Genomic DNA, 14851 nt, shown 5'->3' with positions numbered 1-14851 from the left:
AAATCGCTCAAAATATTTATTCCTTATTCCCTCCTCTAAAAATCCCAATTTTAGGACACCTTTGAAGTCCCTTTACGTCTGAATTACATTTCAAAGACGTTTTCTTTCAATTTCATTCCAAAAATCCAATTTCTCGGATCACATCCCATTTTTCGAATCAAAATCTAGAAATCCCATTTTTGGGATTTTCTCCAAAACTCTCAAATTCATATCTCTTTCTAATGGCTTAGAGACGTTGGCCTACTTTCCCCGCTTTTCGCTCAAGGGATCTCCTGTCTTGGCAATTAAGCCAGATCAACAAAGGAGAATTTCCTATGACAACAACAATCTTTTCCGCACGTCCTTGGACTCACAAAGACGGTTCTTTATTATCCGATGAACAGCTTAAGAAAGTTTCTCGCAACTGGTCCCCTGAAACCTGGGAGCAATTCTTAACCGAAACTGTCGAGCAAGAGACCTCCTATCAAAGAGATATGCCCGCCTTCGTATCTCAAGCAGCTCTGAACTCTTTCTCAGAAACTATTTGGGAAGGTCAAGACAGTGACAGGATGGATCAAGTCGCTAAAGGTTTGCGCAGAATATGCCGCGATCATCTAACGCCCCAGCAACAGCAAATTATTCGCTCGACCTACTGGCACGGCCAATCTGAAAGACATATCGGCCAAATGTTAGATATTAGTCGCTCCTCAGTGAGAACTCAAAAACAGCGATCCTTGGAAAAAATTAAAACCCAAATCGAAGAACAACGTCTTTTAGAAGATGGGCGACAAGTTTTAAAAAAAGGAAAGTCATCATCGACACTTACAAAAAAACCTATCGCCAATTCCTCCAATAATGAAGGGCGTAACAAGGATACCGCTCAAGAATTTTATCATGCAGAACTTGAAAAACCACAATTTACTTTCAGAACGGGAGGAACTTTTTGAGATCACTCAAAGAGCAAATGGTGATGTTCCCCACTCAAGAGGCACTAGGTATAGATGAATACCAGCGAGTCATTGAGAAAGCCTTAAAAACTCTCGACGAAACCGAACGTCGAATCATCTTTTTAAGATTTTGGGAGCCCCACACCATTGCACAAGTTGCAGATAGGATCGGCGTTGCTTGGGAAGAAGCAGATCAACTGATCGACTGTGCAGTTCAGAAAATTCAAAAAGAGATCAAAAAACACAAAATGAAGGCCAACGCCTAAAGGAACTTATGAAATTTATCACACGCATTATCCGAGCATTCGTCAGGTGGCTCGAAGAAACAGACTTTACCTATGACCGTTTCATCGAGCTTGAAAGTAAAAAACATATTCGCCGAGGAGGCTAATTTATGAACACACAAATTTCTGAAAAACGTCATCTAGTCATCAATCACATGGAACAAGACCGACCTTTTCGCATCGTCGGCACAGCGAAGAAAAAAGACAATGAAAATCACTATGCTCTTTTCTTAAGAATCCTCCCCGGTATTCCATACTACATCGTGCCTCATCGAGAACGCGCTGGAGAATTTCTTGTCTTCTCTGGGAAGAAGAAAAAGGAAGATGGCAGCCTGGTCTTCTTTTGTAAGATCGGCTCAGCCCTTCAGCTCTTTAACAAAAAGGCTATCGAAGTTCATCTGCCGGATCTTCGCCAAGTCTTATATGTTTCTTTAAATCCAGAATCGCAAAAAGCATCAGAGGGTGAAGCTGCCGCATAGGCAGCCTCACGGCCTTCTACAAAAACAATCTTAAAACTCAACTCACCTATTTTGAACCTTCCGTCAGTGAAGGTTTAGGAGGTTTATTTATGCAGATTAAACGTCTGTACCGCTTAGCTATTGCCTTTCTTCTAGCTATGGCCCCTAACATTCTATCGGCCAGCGTCGAAGGCTCTCTTGAAAGTGTTCGTCAAACTATGGTCGGTAAAGTGGGAACCCTTATTGCTATTTTAGGATTTATCTTTGCCGGATTTAGTTACATCACGGGCAACCCAAATGCCCGAAGCCATTTAGTTCTAGCAGTTATCGGTGCCTTTGTTCTTTTCGGAGCAAGCTCCATCGTTAGCTTTATTCAAACAATGGTGCATTAAAGAAACCGCACAAATGGAAATCAGCACATCCACCGTTTATAAGTGTCTAGAGAAAAAGACATTGATCTTCGGTTTTGAAATCATGGATCTGTTCGTTCTAAGTTTTATTCTCTGTCTTCTCAACTTTGTCTTTAACGATTCAGCATACAAACTCTTTTATACATTTATCCCAACTTTTGCGCTGGCCGCAGGCTTGCGAATTACGAAAAGAGGGCAAGCCGACGGTTTTCTTGTTCACTGGCTTAGATACCACCTAACCCCGGGGATCATTCAAGCTTTCCCTTCCGCAACACAAACAAACGAACTTTTAAAAATCAGGAAATCCACATGATAGATGCAAGTCTTGCAAACCGCCTTCAAGTCTGGGGATTTGAAGACGGGATAACCGTTTTTAAAGATTTCAGTCTTGGCGCAGCCTTTAAAATATCTATAAGAGACATTTCTTGCGATACTGCCGAGAAAAGAAATCATATTAAAGAAGAGATCAGACAATTCCTCAATGGGCTTCCACAGGGACTTTCTTTGCAGTTTATGCAAGAAATTACCCCTGGAAATTCTGAAGTCATTCAAAAGCACTTAAATCTCACTAAAGACAATGTTCCAGAAGCGATCAAGAGCATTACTCAAGAGCGAGTCAGTATTTATTCAGAACTTGATAAGTCGGGATGGCTGCCGCAACAAAATCTATATATTTTTGTCCGTAAACCCTTTGAGAACTCACCTCAAAAAACTGGCTGGCTTTCTATTTTTTCTAAAAAGAAAGCCGAACTCTCAGACAGGCTCTTACAAAATGAAGTCCACCATTTTGCGAGGATATTAGAAAACGTATCTGCGGCACTACATCAACTGAATGTCCAAGCTGATCGCCTGCCAGAACAAGAAGTTTTTAGATTGCTTTACGAGCAATGGAACCCTCAACAGAAAATATCAGCACCTCAAATGTCAACTCAGGACATTCGTGACCAAGTTGTTCTCACTGACGTTGTTATCGGGCTCGATCACTTCCTGATGGGCAAAAGTCACCATAAGGTTATATCCCTTAAGCTCTTACCGGAAATCACGCATGCAAGCCTCGCCGAAGAACTTCAAGATCTTCCCTTCAAATCAAAATTGTTTTTATCAGTACAGGTAGAAGATCAAAATAAAGAAATTGAAACCCTACAGCTTCAAAGGCGCATGGCTTACGCTTCTGTCGTTGGCAAAAAAGGCGTTTCCGATCTTGAAGCACAGGCAAAACTCCAAGATATTGAGGGAATCTTAGAAGAGGCCATCAACGGAACTGAAAAGATTTTCCGCTTCGCACTAACTATTGTTTTAAAAAGCGAGAACCCCGAAGAACTAGAAGACCAAACAGCGGCAACTCTCGCCCTCTTACGCCAACTCAACGGTGCTGAGGGAATGTTAGAAACCGTGGCCGCCTTTGATGTATTTTCAGAGGTCTCGCTTCCCAACGCCCGAGCGAAAGAACGTGCTCTTAAAGTTAATACAAGTGTTCTTGCCGACTTTATTCCTATTTATGGACATTGGAAAGGTCACGATAAGCCGAGCGTATTACTTCGCAGATCCGACGGCGGGCTTCTACCTTTTGATCCGTTTGCGGAGTCACTGACTAGCGCCAATATGGTAGTGAGTGGAGGCTCCGGCTCTGGAAAATCATTTTTCGCAAACCTCCTGATTTCTCAAATGCTAAAAGAATCCCCGAAAGTGTTTATTTTAGATATTGGGGGCAGCTATCGGCGGGTGTGTGAAAATCTCGGAGGACAGTATATTGAGCTTGGTCTGAAGTCTGATCTAGCGATTAACCCTTTTTCGTTTGAAGGCATTAGCTCTGGAGCAAGTGAAGAAAAAACTCAAAAGCTCAAGTTCCTTGTAACATTGGTGGAGCTGATGACCAAGGAATACGATCAGCGAGGACTTGGCAAACTAGAAACTTCTGAAGTCGAAAAGGCCATTTCGACGGTCTTATCTGAAGAGAAAGAACCAAGACTTTCTCATCTGATGAGAAAGCTATTAGATCACGAAGATAAAGAAATTCAGCGTTTGGGTAAAATCATGGGGCTATGGTGCGGTGACTCACCTTTTGGAAAACTCATTGATCGCCCCACTACGGTCAACTTTAGCAAAGACGTCGTGTGTTTTGATCTAAAAGGTCTGGAGTCTCATCCAGAGCTGCAATCAGTTTATCTTTTTATTATCACAGACCTAATTTGGCGTGAGGTTCAAAAAGATAAAACTCAAATGAAGATCACTGTTTTTGACGAATGCTGGCGGCTATTGCAAGACCCATCGGCGAGTTTATTTATTGGTGAAGTTTTTAGAACTTTCAGAAAATATAAAGCTTCAGCGATAGCCATTAGTCAAACTATGGACGACTTCGTAAATAGCAACGTGGCCTCTGCGATCTTACCAAATGCACCGATCAAATGGCTACTCAAACAAAAAGAGGCTAGACTTGAGCTTTTAGAGTCTTCACTTCGTCTCAACGAAAGAGAACTTTCAATCATTAGCTCGTTGACCTCCGTTAAAGGAAAATATTCCGAAGTCTTTCTGATGGCAGGGGAAAATAGAAAGCTGATTCAAGTCGAAGCCACACCTCTTGAATATTGGCTCTTTACAACAGACCCCGCAGACTATGCGCTACTTGAAAAAACCAAACAAAGTAAACCCGAACTGTCAGATTTTGAGATCTTGAAGTCTCTTGCTCTTTCGCATCCTTCAGGCGCTCAAAATTCAAGAAAGGAGGCCGCTTGAAGAAATTTGCTCTTATTCTTATAACAAGTGTCAGTCTCGTTTTCGCTCCCCTTAAATCACGAGCTGATCTATTCGGCGGCGACGTCGCTGTTTTAACTCAGATTCTCCTCCAGGCCATTAAACAGCTTTACGAACTTCAACGAATCGTACAGACGGGGCAAGACACCCTCTATTTAATGAGAGATATAAATCGAGGCATCAATGACTCGATGAAACTTGTTGAAAGCCTGGGGCCATACATAGACCCCGGACTTTACAAAGAACTCAAAAAATTTGACGATCTCCTAAAGCACCTTGAAGGAACTTATGGCGTGGTCGTTGACTCTCCAGATAGACAGCCCCAGGAAGAAACAGACCGGGTCGTTTCTGAAGGGATTTCACTAAATAACAGCCTTTATGACTACGCCAAAGAATTAGATCAAGTCGGTGAACGCATAAAAACCTATTCGCATGAGGTCTCCCCCGGTGGGGCGCAAAAGCTAACGGCCCAGTCCCTCGGGGTTATGATTCATATTCTTAATCAAAATCTCCGAGCTACGGCAACAGGCCTTAAAATCCAAGCGCAGGGCCTGGCATTGCAAAATAAAAAAGAGAAGCAAGAAACAGAAGCCTTCTTAGGGCAAGCTCGTCTTTTAAAAAGAATGATGCAAACAAAAGAGGCTAAATTTGAATTTCCGAGGTTTTAAATATGGACGTTTCATGGTTAGCCAATGAAGCAAGGACTCTCCACGAAGTTTTTGCTTCACTGTTTTATATCTTGATTCTAACGATGCTGACCTTAGCTGTGATGCTTGAATACTTTAAACTCCCCGTTGGAGGAACACCTCAGTTTGTGACTCTTATTGGACGTGTTTTTATAGCCTCGGTGTTATTTGTCGCTACACCGGAAATTATGAACACGCTAGCAAGTCTCACGGATGCTTTCACTGCTGACTTAGGATCGTTGACAAACTTTAAACTGGTATTTGAACGATTAGGAGAAAAGCTTGATAGTCTTTCTTGGTCTTGGGTCTCTGTAAAAGACTCTGTCATCTTGTTGATTTCATTTTTAACTTTTTTCATTCTTTATCTAGTCGTTTACTTCGCAGATGCCATGTTTATGTTTGTCTGGATGATTTTATATATAATGTCTCCGGTGCTTATCGCGCTTTATATACTGCCCGCGACCTCTGGAGCTACCACAAAACTTTATAGATCACTTGTCGAAGTCTGCATTTGGAAAATACTTTATTGTGTCTTTTCAGCGCTTTTGTGGAGCTTTGCAGTTTCCGACATTAACAAGCCCGATGCAGAAATAAATTTTTTAACGGCAATAATTCTAAATCTCATGCTCGCTTACTCCGTCGCAATGACGCCTAAATTAACGGCTAGCTTTCTAGGGGCTGGAATTTCTGAAGTCGCTAGTTCCTTCGGTGGAGCCCTTCAGAATGTGGCAGCACTCACCCCCCAAGGAATAGCAACAAAGCTTCCTGCACGGGCGATGGCAATTTATCGCGGTGCTAAAAGTGCGGGCAGCAAGGCAATCAATGCGGGAAGATCCCTCAATGAGTTTAGAAAAAAAATGCCTCAACGAAAACCCCGAACACCTCCCAGAAGATAGGAGCTTATAATCTATGAAATTTGACACGGCTTGGAACTCCCTAGAGAAAGAGAATCGAAATCTTAAAATTCTAACAATAGCTCTTTGCACACTGGCGATCTTTTTAACCGTTACGCTGACAAGTGCTTTAACAAAAGATCCTCTTATTATCGAACGAGCCTGCTACTCTTCGGCTGAGGATAGGAATTTTAAACACCGAATTTGGCCATACGATCGTCTAGCTATCCCGTAGATCTTGATAAAATTGTGTGATTGTTGGGTCTGATTGGCAATGAGTTTCACGAAATTTTGGATTTGGGGTTCTGGTTTCGATTTTCCGCAGTTGTTTTCTCAGATTTTGAATAGAAGGATCCATGGCGGCTGATTTGCCACGGCATGCTCTAGCGCTACAGCTGGAACATGTGGCCGTTTTAGTCGGCGTATTGATTAAAATTGTCGAAGCTCATTTCGAAGTGTTGTTGAAAGTCGTCCCCGAAATAGTTCCCCTGCTTTGGCGGGCCTCTGGCTGGATGCAGGGGTGGTGGTTTCGTTGGTAACCCCAGGTGGTCCAAGATTTTGCGAATCACTTTGGGATCTTCGATGGCTGCAATCATTTTCATTTTGCCGCCGCATTTGATGCATGTTTCAACGTCGATATTGAAGACTCGCGATAAGAGCCTCGCCCAGGGAATATTTTTCCTCTTCATCTGTAACTGTTGAGGTCCGATGACTTGGTCGACTTGATCCAGACTGAGCACTGGTGGTGCCGGTGGTTTGGGAACGATTTGTTTTCTGTATTTGTAATGTGGACCAAGGACACCATGGTATCTGGTCAAATGGACCCTGGGCCGTGGAACCAGTGCCACAAGCCTTTCCATGAACTCCATGGGTGTTAGCTTCATGGCCGTGGTTCCGTCATCCCAAGGTTTTTTGAATCTGTAAATCACATTGCCATGATCGTCCGTGGATAGCCGCTCCTCACTGACTGCGGGACGAGCGATATATCTGCAAACTCTCTCAAGCCGGTCACGCTCATGGGATTTGGTGGCAACGCCTGCGTGCAGTGAAAATCCTGAGTTCTTGGCGACAAGCCCCTTGGTGGCGGTGTGATCATTGTCTGTCGCAGCCCTAAGCACGATCGCTTTTTTGCCTTTGCTTTTGCCTGTGGCAAATCTGTAGGTTACTGATGTGGCTTGCAGTTTAGAGAGTGTATCTTCGTCTGGGATCGGTATTTGGAAGCCACCGTCATCGACATCGCGGATAATGATTTTTTGTCGTTCTAGGTATTTGGTGAGCTTAACGATGATTTTGGAAAGCACTTCTTCGATCTCTTTTACTGTTGGTAGTGGTGCCGCCCAGAAGTCGATAGGTTCACCATCAGTACCTAGCTCGTAGCAGCCATCGACGAATAGTTGGTGGAAGTGGATGTTCAGGTTAAGACTGCCACCAAAGCGCTGAATCAGGGTGACTGCTCCTGATTTGGAGTTCTTGGCTGTGAGCCCTGCTTTATTGCGGTAATGACTTCCGATCACAAGATTGGCGATATCCAGAGCTCTTGCCATGACTTTTGGTCTCACGGCTAAACACAGTCTTATTTGTACTGGAAATGTCAGTACCCATTGGCGGATGTTTTTGTGTGGCAATACATGGTCCACCAAATGGGCGGCGGTCTCTGACATCCGCCTGGCCCCGCAGCTGGGGCAGAATCCGCGTTTTTTGCAGCTAAAGGCCACCAGCATCTCATTGTGACAACTGGTGCACTGGGCTCGCAAAAATCCATGAGCCAGGATCCCGCAGCGCAAGTACGCTTCGAACTCTTTGATCACGAAGTCTGGCAGTGGATACCCCAGGTCTTGTTCAACCTGATCCTGAAACGAGAGCCAGTTGGACTGTACAAGCTTGTACAGATCTGTTTCTTCGGGTTGGTGGCGTTCGTAGGTGTACGTTTTTGGGGCGACATTTAGCATGGGCCCGGCACACTGTGCAATGTTCCGGCCGGACGGAGCACGTCCGATCAGCGGTCGTCATCTTGTACACGGCTTGTTCTGAAAGGCTCATCAATTGGTCAGCGAATCACTGCGATTGAGAGGTGGCACCACCTTGACTGCGATGTATTTGCTTTTGGATCCGGATCTAGCTGGTTTTGTCGGCGCTTCAGAAACCCCTTGAAAACTAGCCCGAGCCTGTCCTTTTAAAAACAGGTTCGGTTAGTCACATCCCTCACAAATTCTCGGCTAGCAAATAGGACTCATTAGGCAGCAACTTCAGGAAAAACAGTTGCTACTCGTTCTTCGGTGGCTACAGCTTTTGCCGCAGCCTCATCTTTCATCATGGCCGACTTTTCAGCCCATACCGAGCCATGACTGCCCGATTTCATGCGAGTTGACCCCCTCGTTTTCAACGAGCTGACCCCCCTGATTTCAGGGAGTTGACCCCCTCAATTTCACTGAATTGACCCCTCTATATTTGATCTGAGGGATCAGACCATGAGCGTTAACGACATTGGATATTACCTGTGGCAGCCCTCCTCTGGGGGTGGGCATGGCCAAAATGAGGACCAGTGTGGAAATTCGCAATCAAGTTCTAGAACTAAAAAAGCAAGGCAAAGGCAAGAAGGCCATCGCGCGAACATTGAAGATCGCACGCAACACAGTGAAAAAAATATTAGAAGAGTCTGAGTCGTCACTAGCGACATCAGAGTCTCCAGCGTGGGCTCAGAAAATCAATTGGGACAACGTCCGATTTCAAGTGGGACGAGGCGTACAATTCAACATTCTTCATCGGGAAAACACTGATGCTAACGAAGTCAGTTATTTGAAGTTCTGGCGTTACTATCGTTCGCAGTTTCCAGAAAACAAAAAAGTCACAATGGTTCTTCACCACAAGCCTGCGGAGAAGACTTTTTTCGATTTCACCGACGGCTTGTACATCACAGATCGAAAGACTGGCGTGAAAACTAAGACACAGCTTCTTTGCGGCGTACTGGCTTTTAGCAGCTTAACATTTGGCGAGTTCGTCGAAGACCAGAAACAACCCAATTTAATTCGCGCAATGGAAAATTGTTTTCGTTACTTCGGTGGCGTCACGCCGTATGTAACAATTGATAATTTAAAACCTGGAGTCAAAACGGCTCATATTTATGATCCAGAAGTGAACCCTGGTTTCGTTGAATTCTCAAACCACTGGGGGTTCGCAGTTATTCCAGCAAGGCCCTATAGCCCACGTGACAAGGCTAAGAATGAAGCCGCAAACGGCGTTGTTCAGCGTCAGTTTTTCCAAGAGTTCAGAGATAAAACTTTTTACTCTTTGGTAGAACTTAATTCTGAGTTTCGCAAATACTGTGATCACTTGAATACAACAGTAATGAAAGACTACGGCGTCACTCGTAGAGAGCGCTTTGCAACTGAATTGCCGCTCCTTCTTCCGTGTGCTTTGGAGTCCTTTGAAGTCTCAAATTGGAAGGAGGCAAAGGTTCATGCTGACTGCCATGTGCAAGTGAATAAACGGTTTTATTCCGTTCCTCATGAATACATTGGTCACTCCGTGAAAGTTCGCCTCAAAAATAAGATGATCGAGATTTTCAACACTAATCTTGAATCTATCGCAGTACACGCGAAGCTGACTGGACATGATCTTTATTCAACCGTGGAAAGTCACTACCCAGAACAGAAGCTCGCGGTCGCAAGATTTGAAGTGAAGCACGCATTGGCAGAGGCGGCTAAGGTTGGTCCGGAAACTACAAAACTTGTAGAACAGCTTATCTCTGGCGATCGCCCTCTGCACTTGCTTAGAAGAGTTCAAGGAATTTTACGTCTTCAGCAAAGCAAGAAAGTATCAAAAGAGTCTCTGGAGTATGCCGCCCAAATGGGAATGAAATTTAATAGAACTCAATATGCCTACATCAAGTCCGTCGCAGAACAATACCAACAAAATGGCCACCGAAGATTATCAACAGTTCCCAAACGAGATGCCGAAACAATTCACTTACATCACCAACACTAACGAAAGGAATATTTTATGAATGAACAAGTCAGGCAAGTTGCACATCAGCTGCGGCTATTCGGTGTACACGCAGCCTTTGAACAACGCGCCCTTGAGGCAAGTGGCAAAGGATTATCGCATCTAGAATTTTTGCGCCTTATACTCGAGGACGAAGTTTGCAATCGCAAGAACAGATCCGCACAAGCGCTCTTGGCGCGAGCAAAATTCCGCAGCCAGGTTGACTTAGAAGACTGGGATATGTCCGCAGATCGCGGCATAACGAAACCAAAGCTGCGTGAGTTGGCAGGACTTTCCTTTTTCCACGCACTGGAAAATCTTTTGATCGTAGGAAAAACAGGTCAAGGCAAAACTCATCTTTCAATGGCAATTGGCCGCAAGCTGTGCCAAGAAAATATCTCGGCGGTGTTTCTACCTATGAACTTTATGTTTGAAGAAGTTCTTGCAGCTAGAACCAGTGGCAAATATCTCAACTATGTTCGCAAGCTCACTCAATCAAAGGTTCTGGTCTTTGATGACTTTGGACTTCGAAACTATACGCACGAGGAAGCTACTGTTCTGGTTGATATTTTAGAAGACCGTCATCGCAAGGGATCGGTGATCGTGACCTCTCAGGTTGAGCCTAAGGGTTGGCTGAAACTTTTTGAAGATCCAGTAATTGCCGAAGCCATCGTAGATCGCCTGTTGAACCCAAGTCAGAAGATCCATTTGCAAGGCCCAAACTTCCGGGAAAAATTGCAAAGAAAACTTCCTGCGGGAAAAACTATTGAAAAAGAAAATTTGCTGAAATAAAAAGCAGCGTCGCTACGCTCCGGGGGGGTCAGTTCCCTGAAAACACCGGGGTCAACTCATTGAAATCGAGCACATTCAGCCCCGGGGGCAAAACGCGACGGTATTTGCCGAACATAGTAACCACGGCGACGGTGCCTTGATTGACCGTTACAAATAAGCCTCCAATAATTGAAACGACTAAAGCAATAATTAAAACACCAAAAAAGCCCAAGCCTTCAAACATACTTACTCCCTTCGAGTTCATTGAGATAACTTTAAAAGTATCGATAACAAGGCTAGCAAGCTTACTACCTCCATGTCCACGATCATACTGGTAGTGACATTCAATCTATGCAATGAATTGATGCGTCACGTTTCTAAACGAATATTAAAGTTTATTTCCAGAATTCCTGCAGTATTCTTAAAGAATCAGCTTCTAGGAGAACGGCATGAAAAAGCAATACCCCCACTTATTGACTCCCCTTGATCTAGGTTTTACTCAATTGAAAAACCGCGTCCTCATGGGATCTATGCACACAGGTCTTGAAGAAACAAAAAATGGTTTTCAAAAGATGGCTGCCTATTTTGCAGAACGTGCTAAAGGCGGAGTCGGACTGATTGTAACTGGTGGAATTTCTCCGAACCTTGCTGGCTGGGTCGCCCCCTTTTCATCTCAACTCAGTTTTCCTTGGCAAGTTCGCAAGCATCGACTGATCACCGAGGCCGTACACGCAGCCGGTGGAAAAATTGCTCTTCAAATTTTACATGCTGGTCGCTATGCCTATCATCCATTTGCAGTAGCACCGTCAGCTATCAAAGCTCCGATCAGCCCTTTTAAGCCTCGTGCCTTAACCAAATGGGGGGTCGAGCGCACCATTAAAGATTTTGTGAACTGTGCACGCCTTGCTCAAAGAGCTGGATATGATGGCGTGGAAATCATGGGCTCTGAAGGATATTTGATTAATGAGTTTATTGTCGCAAAAACTAATAAACGCACAGATCAATGGGGTGGCAGCTATGAAAATCGAATTCGCTTTGCTGTCGAAATTGTTCGTCGAACTCGCGAAGCCGTTGGAACCAACTTCATAATCATCTTCCGTTTATCGATGCTCGACTTAGTAGAGGGCGGCAGCACTTGGCAAGAAGTGGTTCAATTGGCCAAGGCTATTGAAAAAGCGGGAGCCACAATCATCAATACGGGAATTGGCTGGCATGAAGCGCGGGTTCCGACAATTGCCACCATGGTTCCTCGGGGCGCTTTCACCAAAATCACTCGCAAACTAAAATCAGAAGTAAAGATCCCGCTTATCACAACGAACAGAATCAACATGCCCGAAGTTGCTGAAAAAATCCTAAGCGACGGGGATGCTGATATGGTTTCAATGGCTCGCCCTTTTTTGGCGGACCCCGAATTCGTAAATAAAGCCGCCGAAGGCAAAGCAAACGAGATCAACACATGTATAGGCTGCAATCAAGCTTGCCTAGATCATATCTTTAAGCAAAAAACAGCCTCGTGCTTAGTCAATCCCCGAGCCTGCAACGAGACTGAACTGAACTATTTACCGACAGCAAAAACTAAAAAAATAGCCGTCGTAGGCGCTGGCCCTTCGGGACTTGCTTTTGCTACGGTCGCTAAAGAGCGTGGCCACCATGTCGAGATCTTCGATCAACAAAGCGAGATCGGTGGGCAGTTTAACTTAGCCAAACAGATTCCCGGCAAAGAAGAATTTTATGAAACACTTCGCTACTTCAATACCAAGATTCAAAAGCTGCAGATTCCACTTCATTTACATAAAAAAGTAGAGGCCAGTGATCTGATATCCAAAGGCTATGACGAAGTCATCTTGGCAACCGGAATCAAGCCACGCACTCCGGCTATCGACGGTATCCAACACGAAAAAGTGATTTCCTACGTTGATTTACTCAGTGGCCGTAAACAGGCTGGTAAAACCGTCGCAATTATCGGAGCTGGTGGAATCGGTTTTGATGTCGCCGAATTTTTGACAGAAAAAGACCATTCATTATCTATGGACCCCGTAGCCTTTGCTAAGTATTGGGGAATTGACTTGGAAATAGAAGCTCGAGGAGGTGTCACGAACACCACTCGGCAAATCCACCCACCCGAGCGCCAAGTTTATCTGATGCAAAGATCTGATAAAAAAATGGGAGATGGATTAGGGAAAACAACCGGCTGGATTCATCGAAGTATGCTGAAGGATAAAAAAGTCCAAATGCTTACCGGCGTTCAGTATTTAAAGATTGATGATGCTGGATTACACATCAGCGTTCGAGGCGAAACAAAAACTCTCGCCGTAGACAGTATTATTCTGTGTGCGGGCCAGGAGCCACTTAGAGAGTTGCAGGCAGAACTGCAAACTGCAGGTCTTTCAGTTCATCTTATTGGCGGTGCCGATGTGGCCTCAGAACTTGATGCCAAAAGGGCGATCGACCAGGGCTCCCGTCTTGCGGCCAGACTGTAGCCTTTAAATTTGCGCCACAGCGCTTGCGCCCTATTTTGCAAGAGTGCCCAACAACTTGACGGCTAGTTTGAATTATTCTCGGCTTTAGGGCCGATTCGCCCTGGCACAGGCTTCGCATAAGTACGACTCCGAAATAAGTGCTGTGGTTGAACCGCTGTAGCTTACAGCTCAGCCAACAAATGCACCTTAATAAAAAAGGAGTCCCTATGAAAGCTTTAGTTTCTTTAATGGTTGTATTTGCTGCTGTCGGTGCCCAGGCTCAAGATTCCTTGACTGCGAAATACTCGAATGCCGAGGGTTGTAAAGTCGAAGTTGAGCAAGCCAGAAATGGCGCAAGAATTTATGTCCAGGATTCAAAAGGCCAATCTGCCTTTCTTGGCATTTTAAACGACTACTCATCAGGCGATATCGCTGCATTCTGCAAAGATGCCAAGGTTGCCCTGGATAAGGAAAAGTTAACCATTACATTATCCTGTGGAGAACAAGAGGAAAGTGGCTCCCTTTCGACTCGTGGAACGGCTGTTTTGGACGCAACAAATGGTCTAAGCTCAGTTAAGGTCAAAGGCCAAGTTAAAAGACTTTTTGGCTGGAAAACTGACACCGACATCAACTGCGAAAACCTGAAAGCGGAATAGCTTTTAACCCCAATCAGGGGCGCAAAAACTTCAAAACCCCGAAAAAACCCCTCTTTTACCGGAAAAAAGAGGGGTTTTTCTTTAAATTGGTTCCTTTTTGGGCATTTTCATGGTTCTATGCGGCCTCAAAGTCATTTCCGAAATACATTAGATGTCCTTATGTTCTTCTGTGAATGGCCCCAAACGCACTCCAGGAGGCACAAATGGGAAAAAAACTATACGTAGGCAACCTTTCTTTCAGCATGGACGATCAATCTCTAGTTGATATTTTTGCTCAGTACGGAAACATCGAATCAGCTCGCATCGTAACTGATCGCGAAACTGGTCGCAGCAAAGGTTTCGCGTTCGTAGAATTCTCTACAGACGACGAAGCTACTGAAGCTATCAACAAATTGAACGGCGCTGAAGTTGCTGGTCGTAACATCAATGTAAGCGAAGCTAAACCAATGGCTCCTCGTGAAAATCGTGGCGGTGGCCGTGGTGGTTTCGGTGGCGGCGGACGCGGCGGCGGCTTCGGCGGCGGCGGACGTTCACGTTACTAGTATTAACACTAAATAAGAAAAGGCAGATGAAAAT

General features: G+C 44.7%; 16 protein-coding genes. 13 read left to right on the top strand and 3 right to left on the bottom strand.

Annotated elements, in window-relative coordinates:
* Positions 1-314: 314 nt before the first annotated feature.
* From AC04MN_RS11285 to AC04MN_RS11250, 8 genes are all read left to right on the top strand, one after another.
* The gene (locus AC04MN_RS11285; protein WP_475383311.1) at positions 315-926 is read left to right on the top strand and encodes a sigma-70 family RNA polymerase sigma factor; all 612 of its coding nucleotides are present in this window, start codon (positions 315-317) and stop codon (positions 924-926) included.
* Entirely contained in the window at positions 923-1192 is a 270-nt protein-coding gene (locus AC04MN_RS11280) for a sigma factor-like helix-turn-helix DNA-binding protein (RefSeq protein WP_475383310.1), read from the top strand. The genes AC04MN_RS11285 and AC04MN_RS11280 overlap by 4 nt, the downstream gene beginning before the upstream one ends.
* A gap of 128 nt (positions 1193-1320) precedes the next feature.
* Positions 1321-1689 carry a hypothetical protein gene (locus tag AC04MN_RS11275; protein ID WP_475383309.1) on the top strand — a complete coding sequence of 123 codons (369 nt, stop codon included), beginning with the start codon at positions 1321-1323 and terminating at the stop codon, positions 1687-1689.
* Between the two features lie 89 nt (positions 1690-1778).
* Positions 1779-2060, top strand: coding sequence for a TrbC/VirB2 family protein (locus tag AC04MN_RS11270; RefSeq protein ID WP_475383308.1), 282 nt, complete (start codon positions 1779-1781; stop codon positions 2058-2060).
* A gap of 327 nt (positions 2061-2387) precedes the next feature.
* Positions 2388-4811 carry a VirB4 family type IV secretion system protein gene (locus tag AC04MN_RS11265; protein WP_475383307.1) on the top strand — a complete coding sequence of 808 codons (2424 nt, stop codon included), beginning with the start codon at positions 2388-2390 and terminating at the stop codon, positions 4809-4811.
* Entirely contained in the window at positions 4808-5497 is a 690-nt protein-coding gene (locus AC04MN_RS11260; RefSeq protein WP_475383306.1) for a hypothetical protein, read from the top strand. The genes AC04MN_RS11265 and AC04MN_RS11260 overlap by 4 nt, the downstream gene beginning before the upstream one ends.
* A gap of 2 nt (positions 5498-5499) precedes the next feature.
* A complete protein-coding gene (locus AC04MN_RS11255; RefSeq protein WP_475383305.1) occupies positions 5500-6411 on the top strand; it encodes a hypothetical protein in 912 nt (303 codons plus the stop codon).
* 13 nt (positions 6412-6424) lie between these two features.
* Positions 6425-6643: a hypothetical protein gene (locus AC04MN_RS11250; RefSeq protein WP_475383304.1), complete on the top strand. Its 219-nt coding sequence runs from the start codon at positions 6425-6427 to the stop codon at positions 6641-6643.
* A 178-nt stretch (positions 6644-6821) separates the two neighbouring features.
* Here AC04MN_RS11250 and AC04MN_RS11245 read toward each other — a convergent pair whose 3' ends face one another.
* On the bottom strand, positions 6822-8357 hold the full coding sequence (locus AC04MN_RS11245) for a transposase (RefSeq protein WP_475383303.1): 1536 nt from the start codon (positions 8355-8357) through the stop codon (positions 6822-6824).
* 284 nt (positions 8358-8641) lie between these two features.
* Complete coding sequence (locus AC04MN_RS11240) at positions 8642-8767, bottom strand: hypothetical protein (RefSeq protein ID WP_475383302.1); 126 nt, start codon at positions 8765-8767, stop codon at positions 8642-8644.
* A gap of 164 nt (positions 8768-8931) precedes the next feature.
* Here AC04MN_RS11240 and istA point away from each other — a divergent pair, with 164 nt between their 5' ends.
* Both istA and istB read left to right on the top strand, forming a co-directional pair.
* Complete coding sequence (gene istA, locus AC04MN_RS11235; protein ID WP_475382416.1) at positions 8932-10392, top strand: IS21 family transposase; 1461 nt, start codon at positions 8932-8934, stop codon at positions 10390-10392.
* A gap of 15 nt (positions 10393-10407) precedes the next feature.
* Entirely contained in the window at positions 10408-11181 is a 774-nt protein-coding gene (gene istB / locus AC04MN_RS11230; protein ID WP_475382415.1) for an IS21-like element helper ATPase IstB, read from the top strand.
* A gap of 28 nt (positions 11182-11209) precedes the next feature.
* On the opposite strand, the gene AC04MN_RS11225 is transcribed toward istB, so the two are convergent.
* Positions 11210-11404, bottom strand: coding sequence for a hypothetical protein (locus AC04MN_RS11225; protein ID WP_475383301.1), 195 nt, complete (start codon positions 11402-11404; stop codon positions 11210-11212).
* A gap of 205 nt (positions 11405-11609) precedes the next feature.
* On the opposite strand from AC04MN_RS11225, the gene AC04MN_RS11220 reads away from it, so the two are divergent.
* The 3 genes from AC04MN_RS11220 to AC04MN_RS11210 all read left to right on the top strand — a co-directional run bounded on the left by AC04MN_RS11220 (position 11610) and on the right by AC04MN_RS11210 (position 14817).
* Complete coding sequence (locus AC04MN_RS11220; RefSeq protein ID WP_475383300.1) at positions 11610-13640, top strand: NADPH-dependent 2,4-dienoyl-CoA reductase; 2031 nt, start codon at positions 11610-11612, stop codon at positions 13638-13640.
* A 206-nt stretch (positions 13641-13846) separates the two neighbouring features.
* Positions 13847-14275 carry a hypothetical protein gene (locus AC04MN_RS11215; protein ID WP_475383299.1) on the top strand — a complete coding sequence of 143 codons (429 nt, stop codon included), beginning with the start codon at positions 13847-13849 and terminating at the stop codon, positions 14273-14275.
* Between the two features lie 203 nt (positions 14276-14478).
* Positions 14479-14817 (top strand): RNA recognition motif domain-containing protein, encoded by a 339-nt coding sequence (locus tag AC04MN_RS11210; RefSeq protein WP_475383298.1) that lies wholly within the window; start codon positions 14479-14481, stop codon positions 14815-14817.
* Positions 14818-14851: the final 34 nt, after the last annotated feature.

This window comes from Bdellovibrio sp. ZFWA1 (genome assembly GCF_056175665.1).
The sequence above is the reverse complement of the archived record's forward strand: the minus strand, read 5'-3'. Positions and strand labels throughout refer to the sequence as shown.

Coding starts and splice junctions, on each gene's coding strand:
- AC04MN_RS11285 (WP_475383311.1), top strand. CDS start 315: ATGACAACAACAATCTTTTCCGCACGTCCTTGGACTCACAAAGACGGT.
- AC04MN_RS11275 (WP_475383309.1), top strand. CDS start 1,321: ATGAACACACAAATTTCTGAAAAACGTCATCTAGTCATCAATCACATG.
- AC04MN_RS11270 (WP_475383308.1), top strand. CDS start 1,779: ATGCAGATTAAACGTCTGTACCGCTTAGCTATTGCCTTTCTTCTAGCT.
- AC04MN_RS11265 (WP_475383307.1), top strand. CDS start 2,388: ATGATAGATGCAAGTCTTGCAAACCGCCTTCAAGTCTGGGGATTTGAA.
- AC04MN_RS11255 (WP_475383305.1), top strand. CDS start 5,500: ATGGACGTTTCATGGTTAGCCAATGAAGCAAGGACTCTCCACGAAGTT.
- AC04MN_RS11250 (WP_475383304.1), top strand. CDS start 6,425: ATGAAATTTGACACGGCTTGGAACTCCCTAGAGAAAGAGAATCGAAAT.
- AC04MN_RS11245 (WP_475383303.1), bottom strand. CDS start 8,357: ATGCTAAATGTCGCCCCAAAAACGTACACCTACGAACGCCACCAACCC.
- AC04MN_RS11240 (WP_475383302.1), bottom strand. CDS start 8,767: ATGAAATCGGGCAGTCATGGCTCGGTATGGGCTGAAAAGTCGGCCATG.
- istA (WP_475382416.1), top strand. CDS start 8,932: ATGGCCAAAATGAGGACCAGTGTGGAAATTCGCAATCAAGTTCTAGAA.
- istB (WP_475382415.1), top strand. CDS start 10,408: ATGAATGAACAAGTCAGGCAAGTTGCACATCAGCTGCGGCTATTCGGT.
- AC04MN_RS11225 (WP_475383301.1), bottom strand. CDS start 11,404: ATGTTTGAAGGCTTGGGCTTTTTTGGTGTTTTAATTATTGCTTTAGTC.
- AC04MN_RS11220 (WP_475383300.1), top strand. CDS start 11,610: ATGAAAAAGCAATACCCCCACTTATTGACTCCCCTTGATCTAGGTTTT.
- AC04MN_RS11215 (WP_475383299.1), top strand. CDS start 13,847: ATGAAAGCTTTAGTTTCTTTAATGGTTGTATTTGCTGCTGTCGGTGCC.
- AC04MN_RS11210 (WP_475383298.1), top strand. CDS start 14,479: ATGGGAAAAAAACTATACGTAGGCAACCTTTCTTTCAGCATGGACGAT.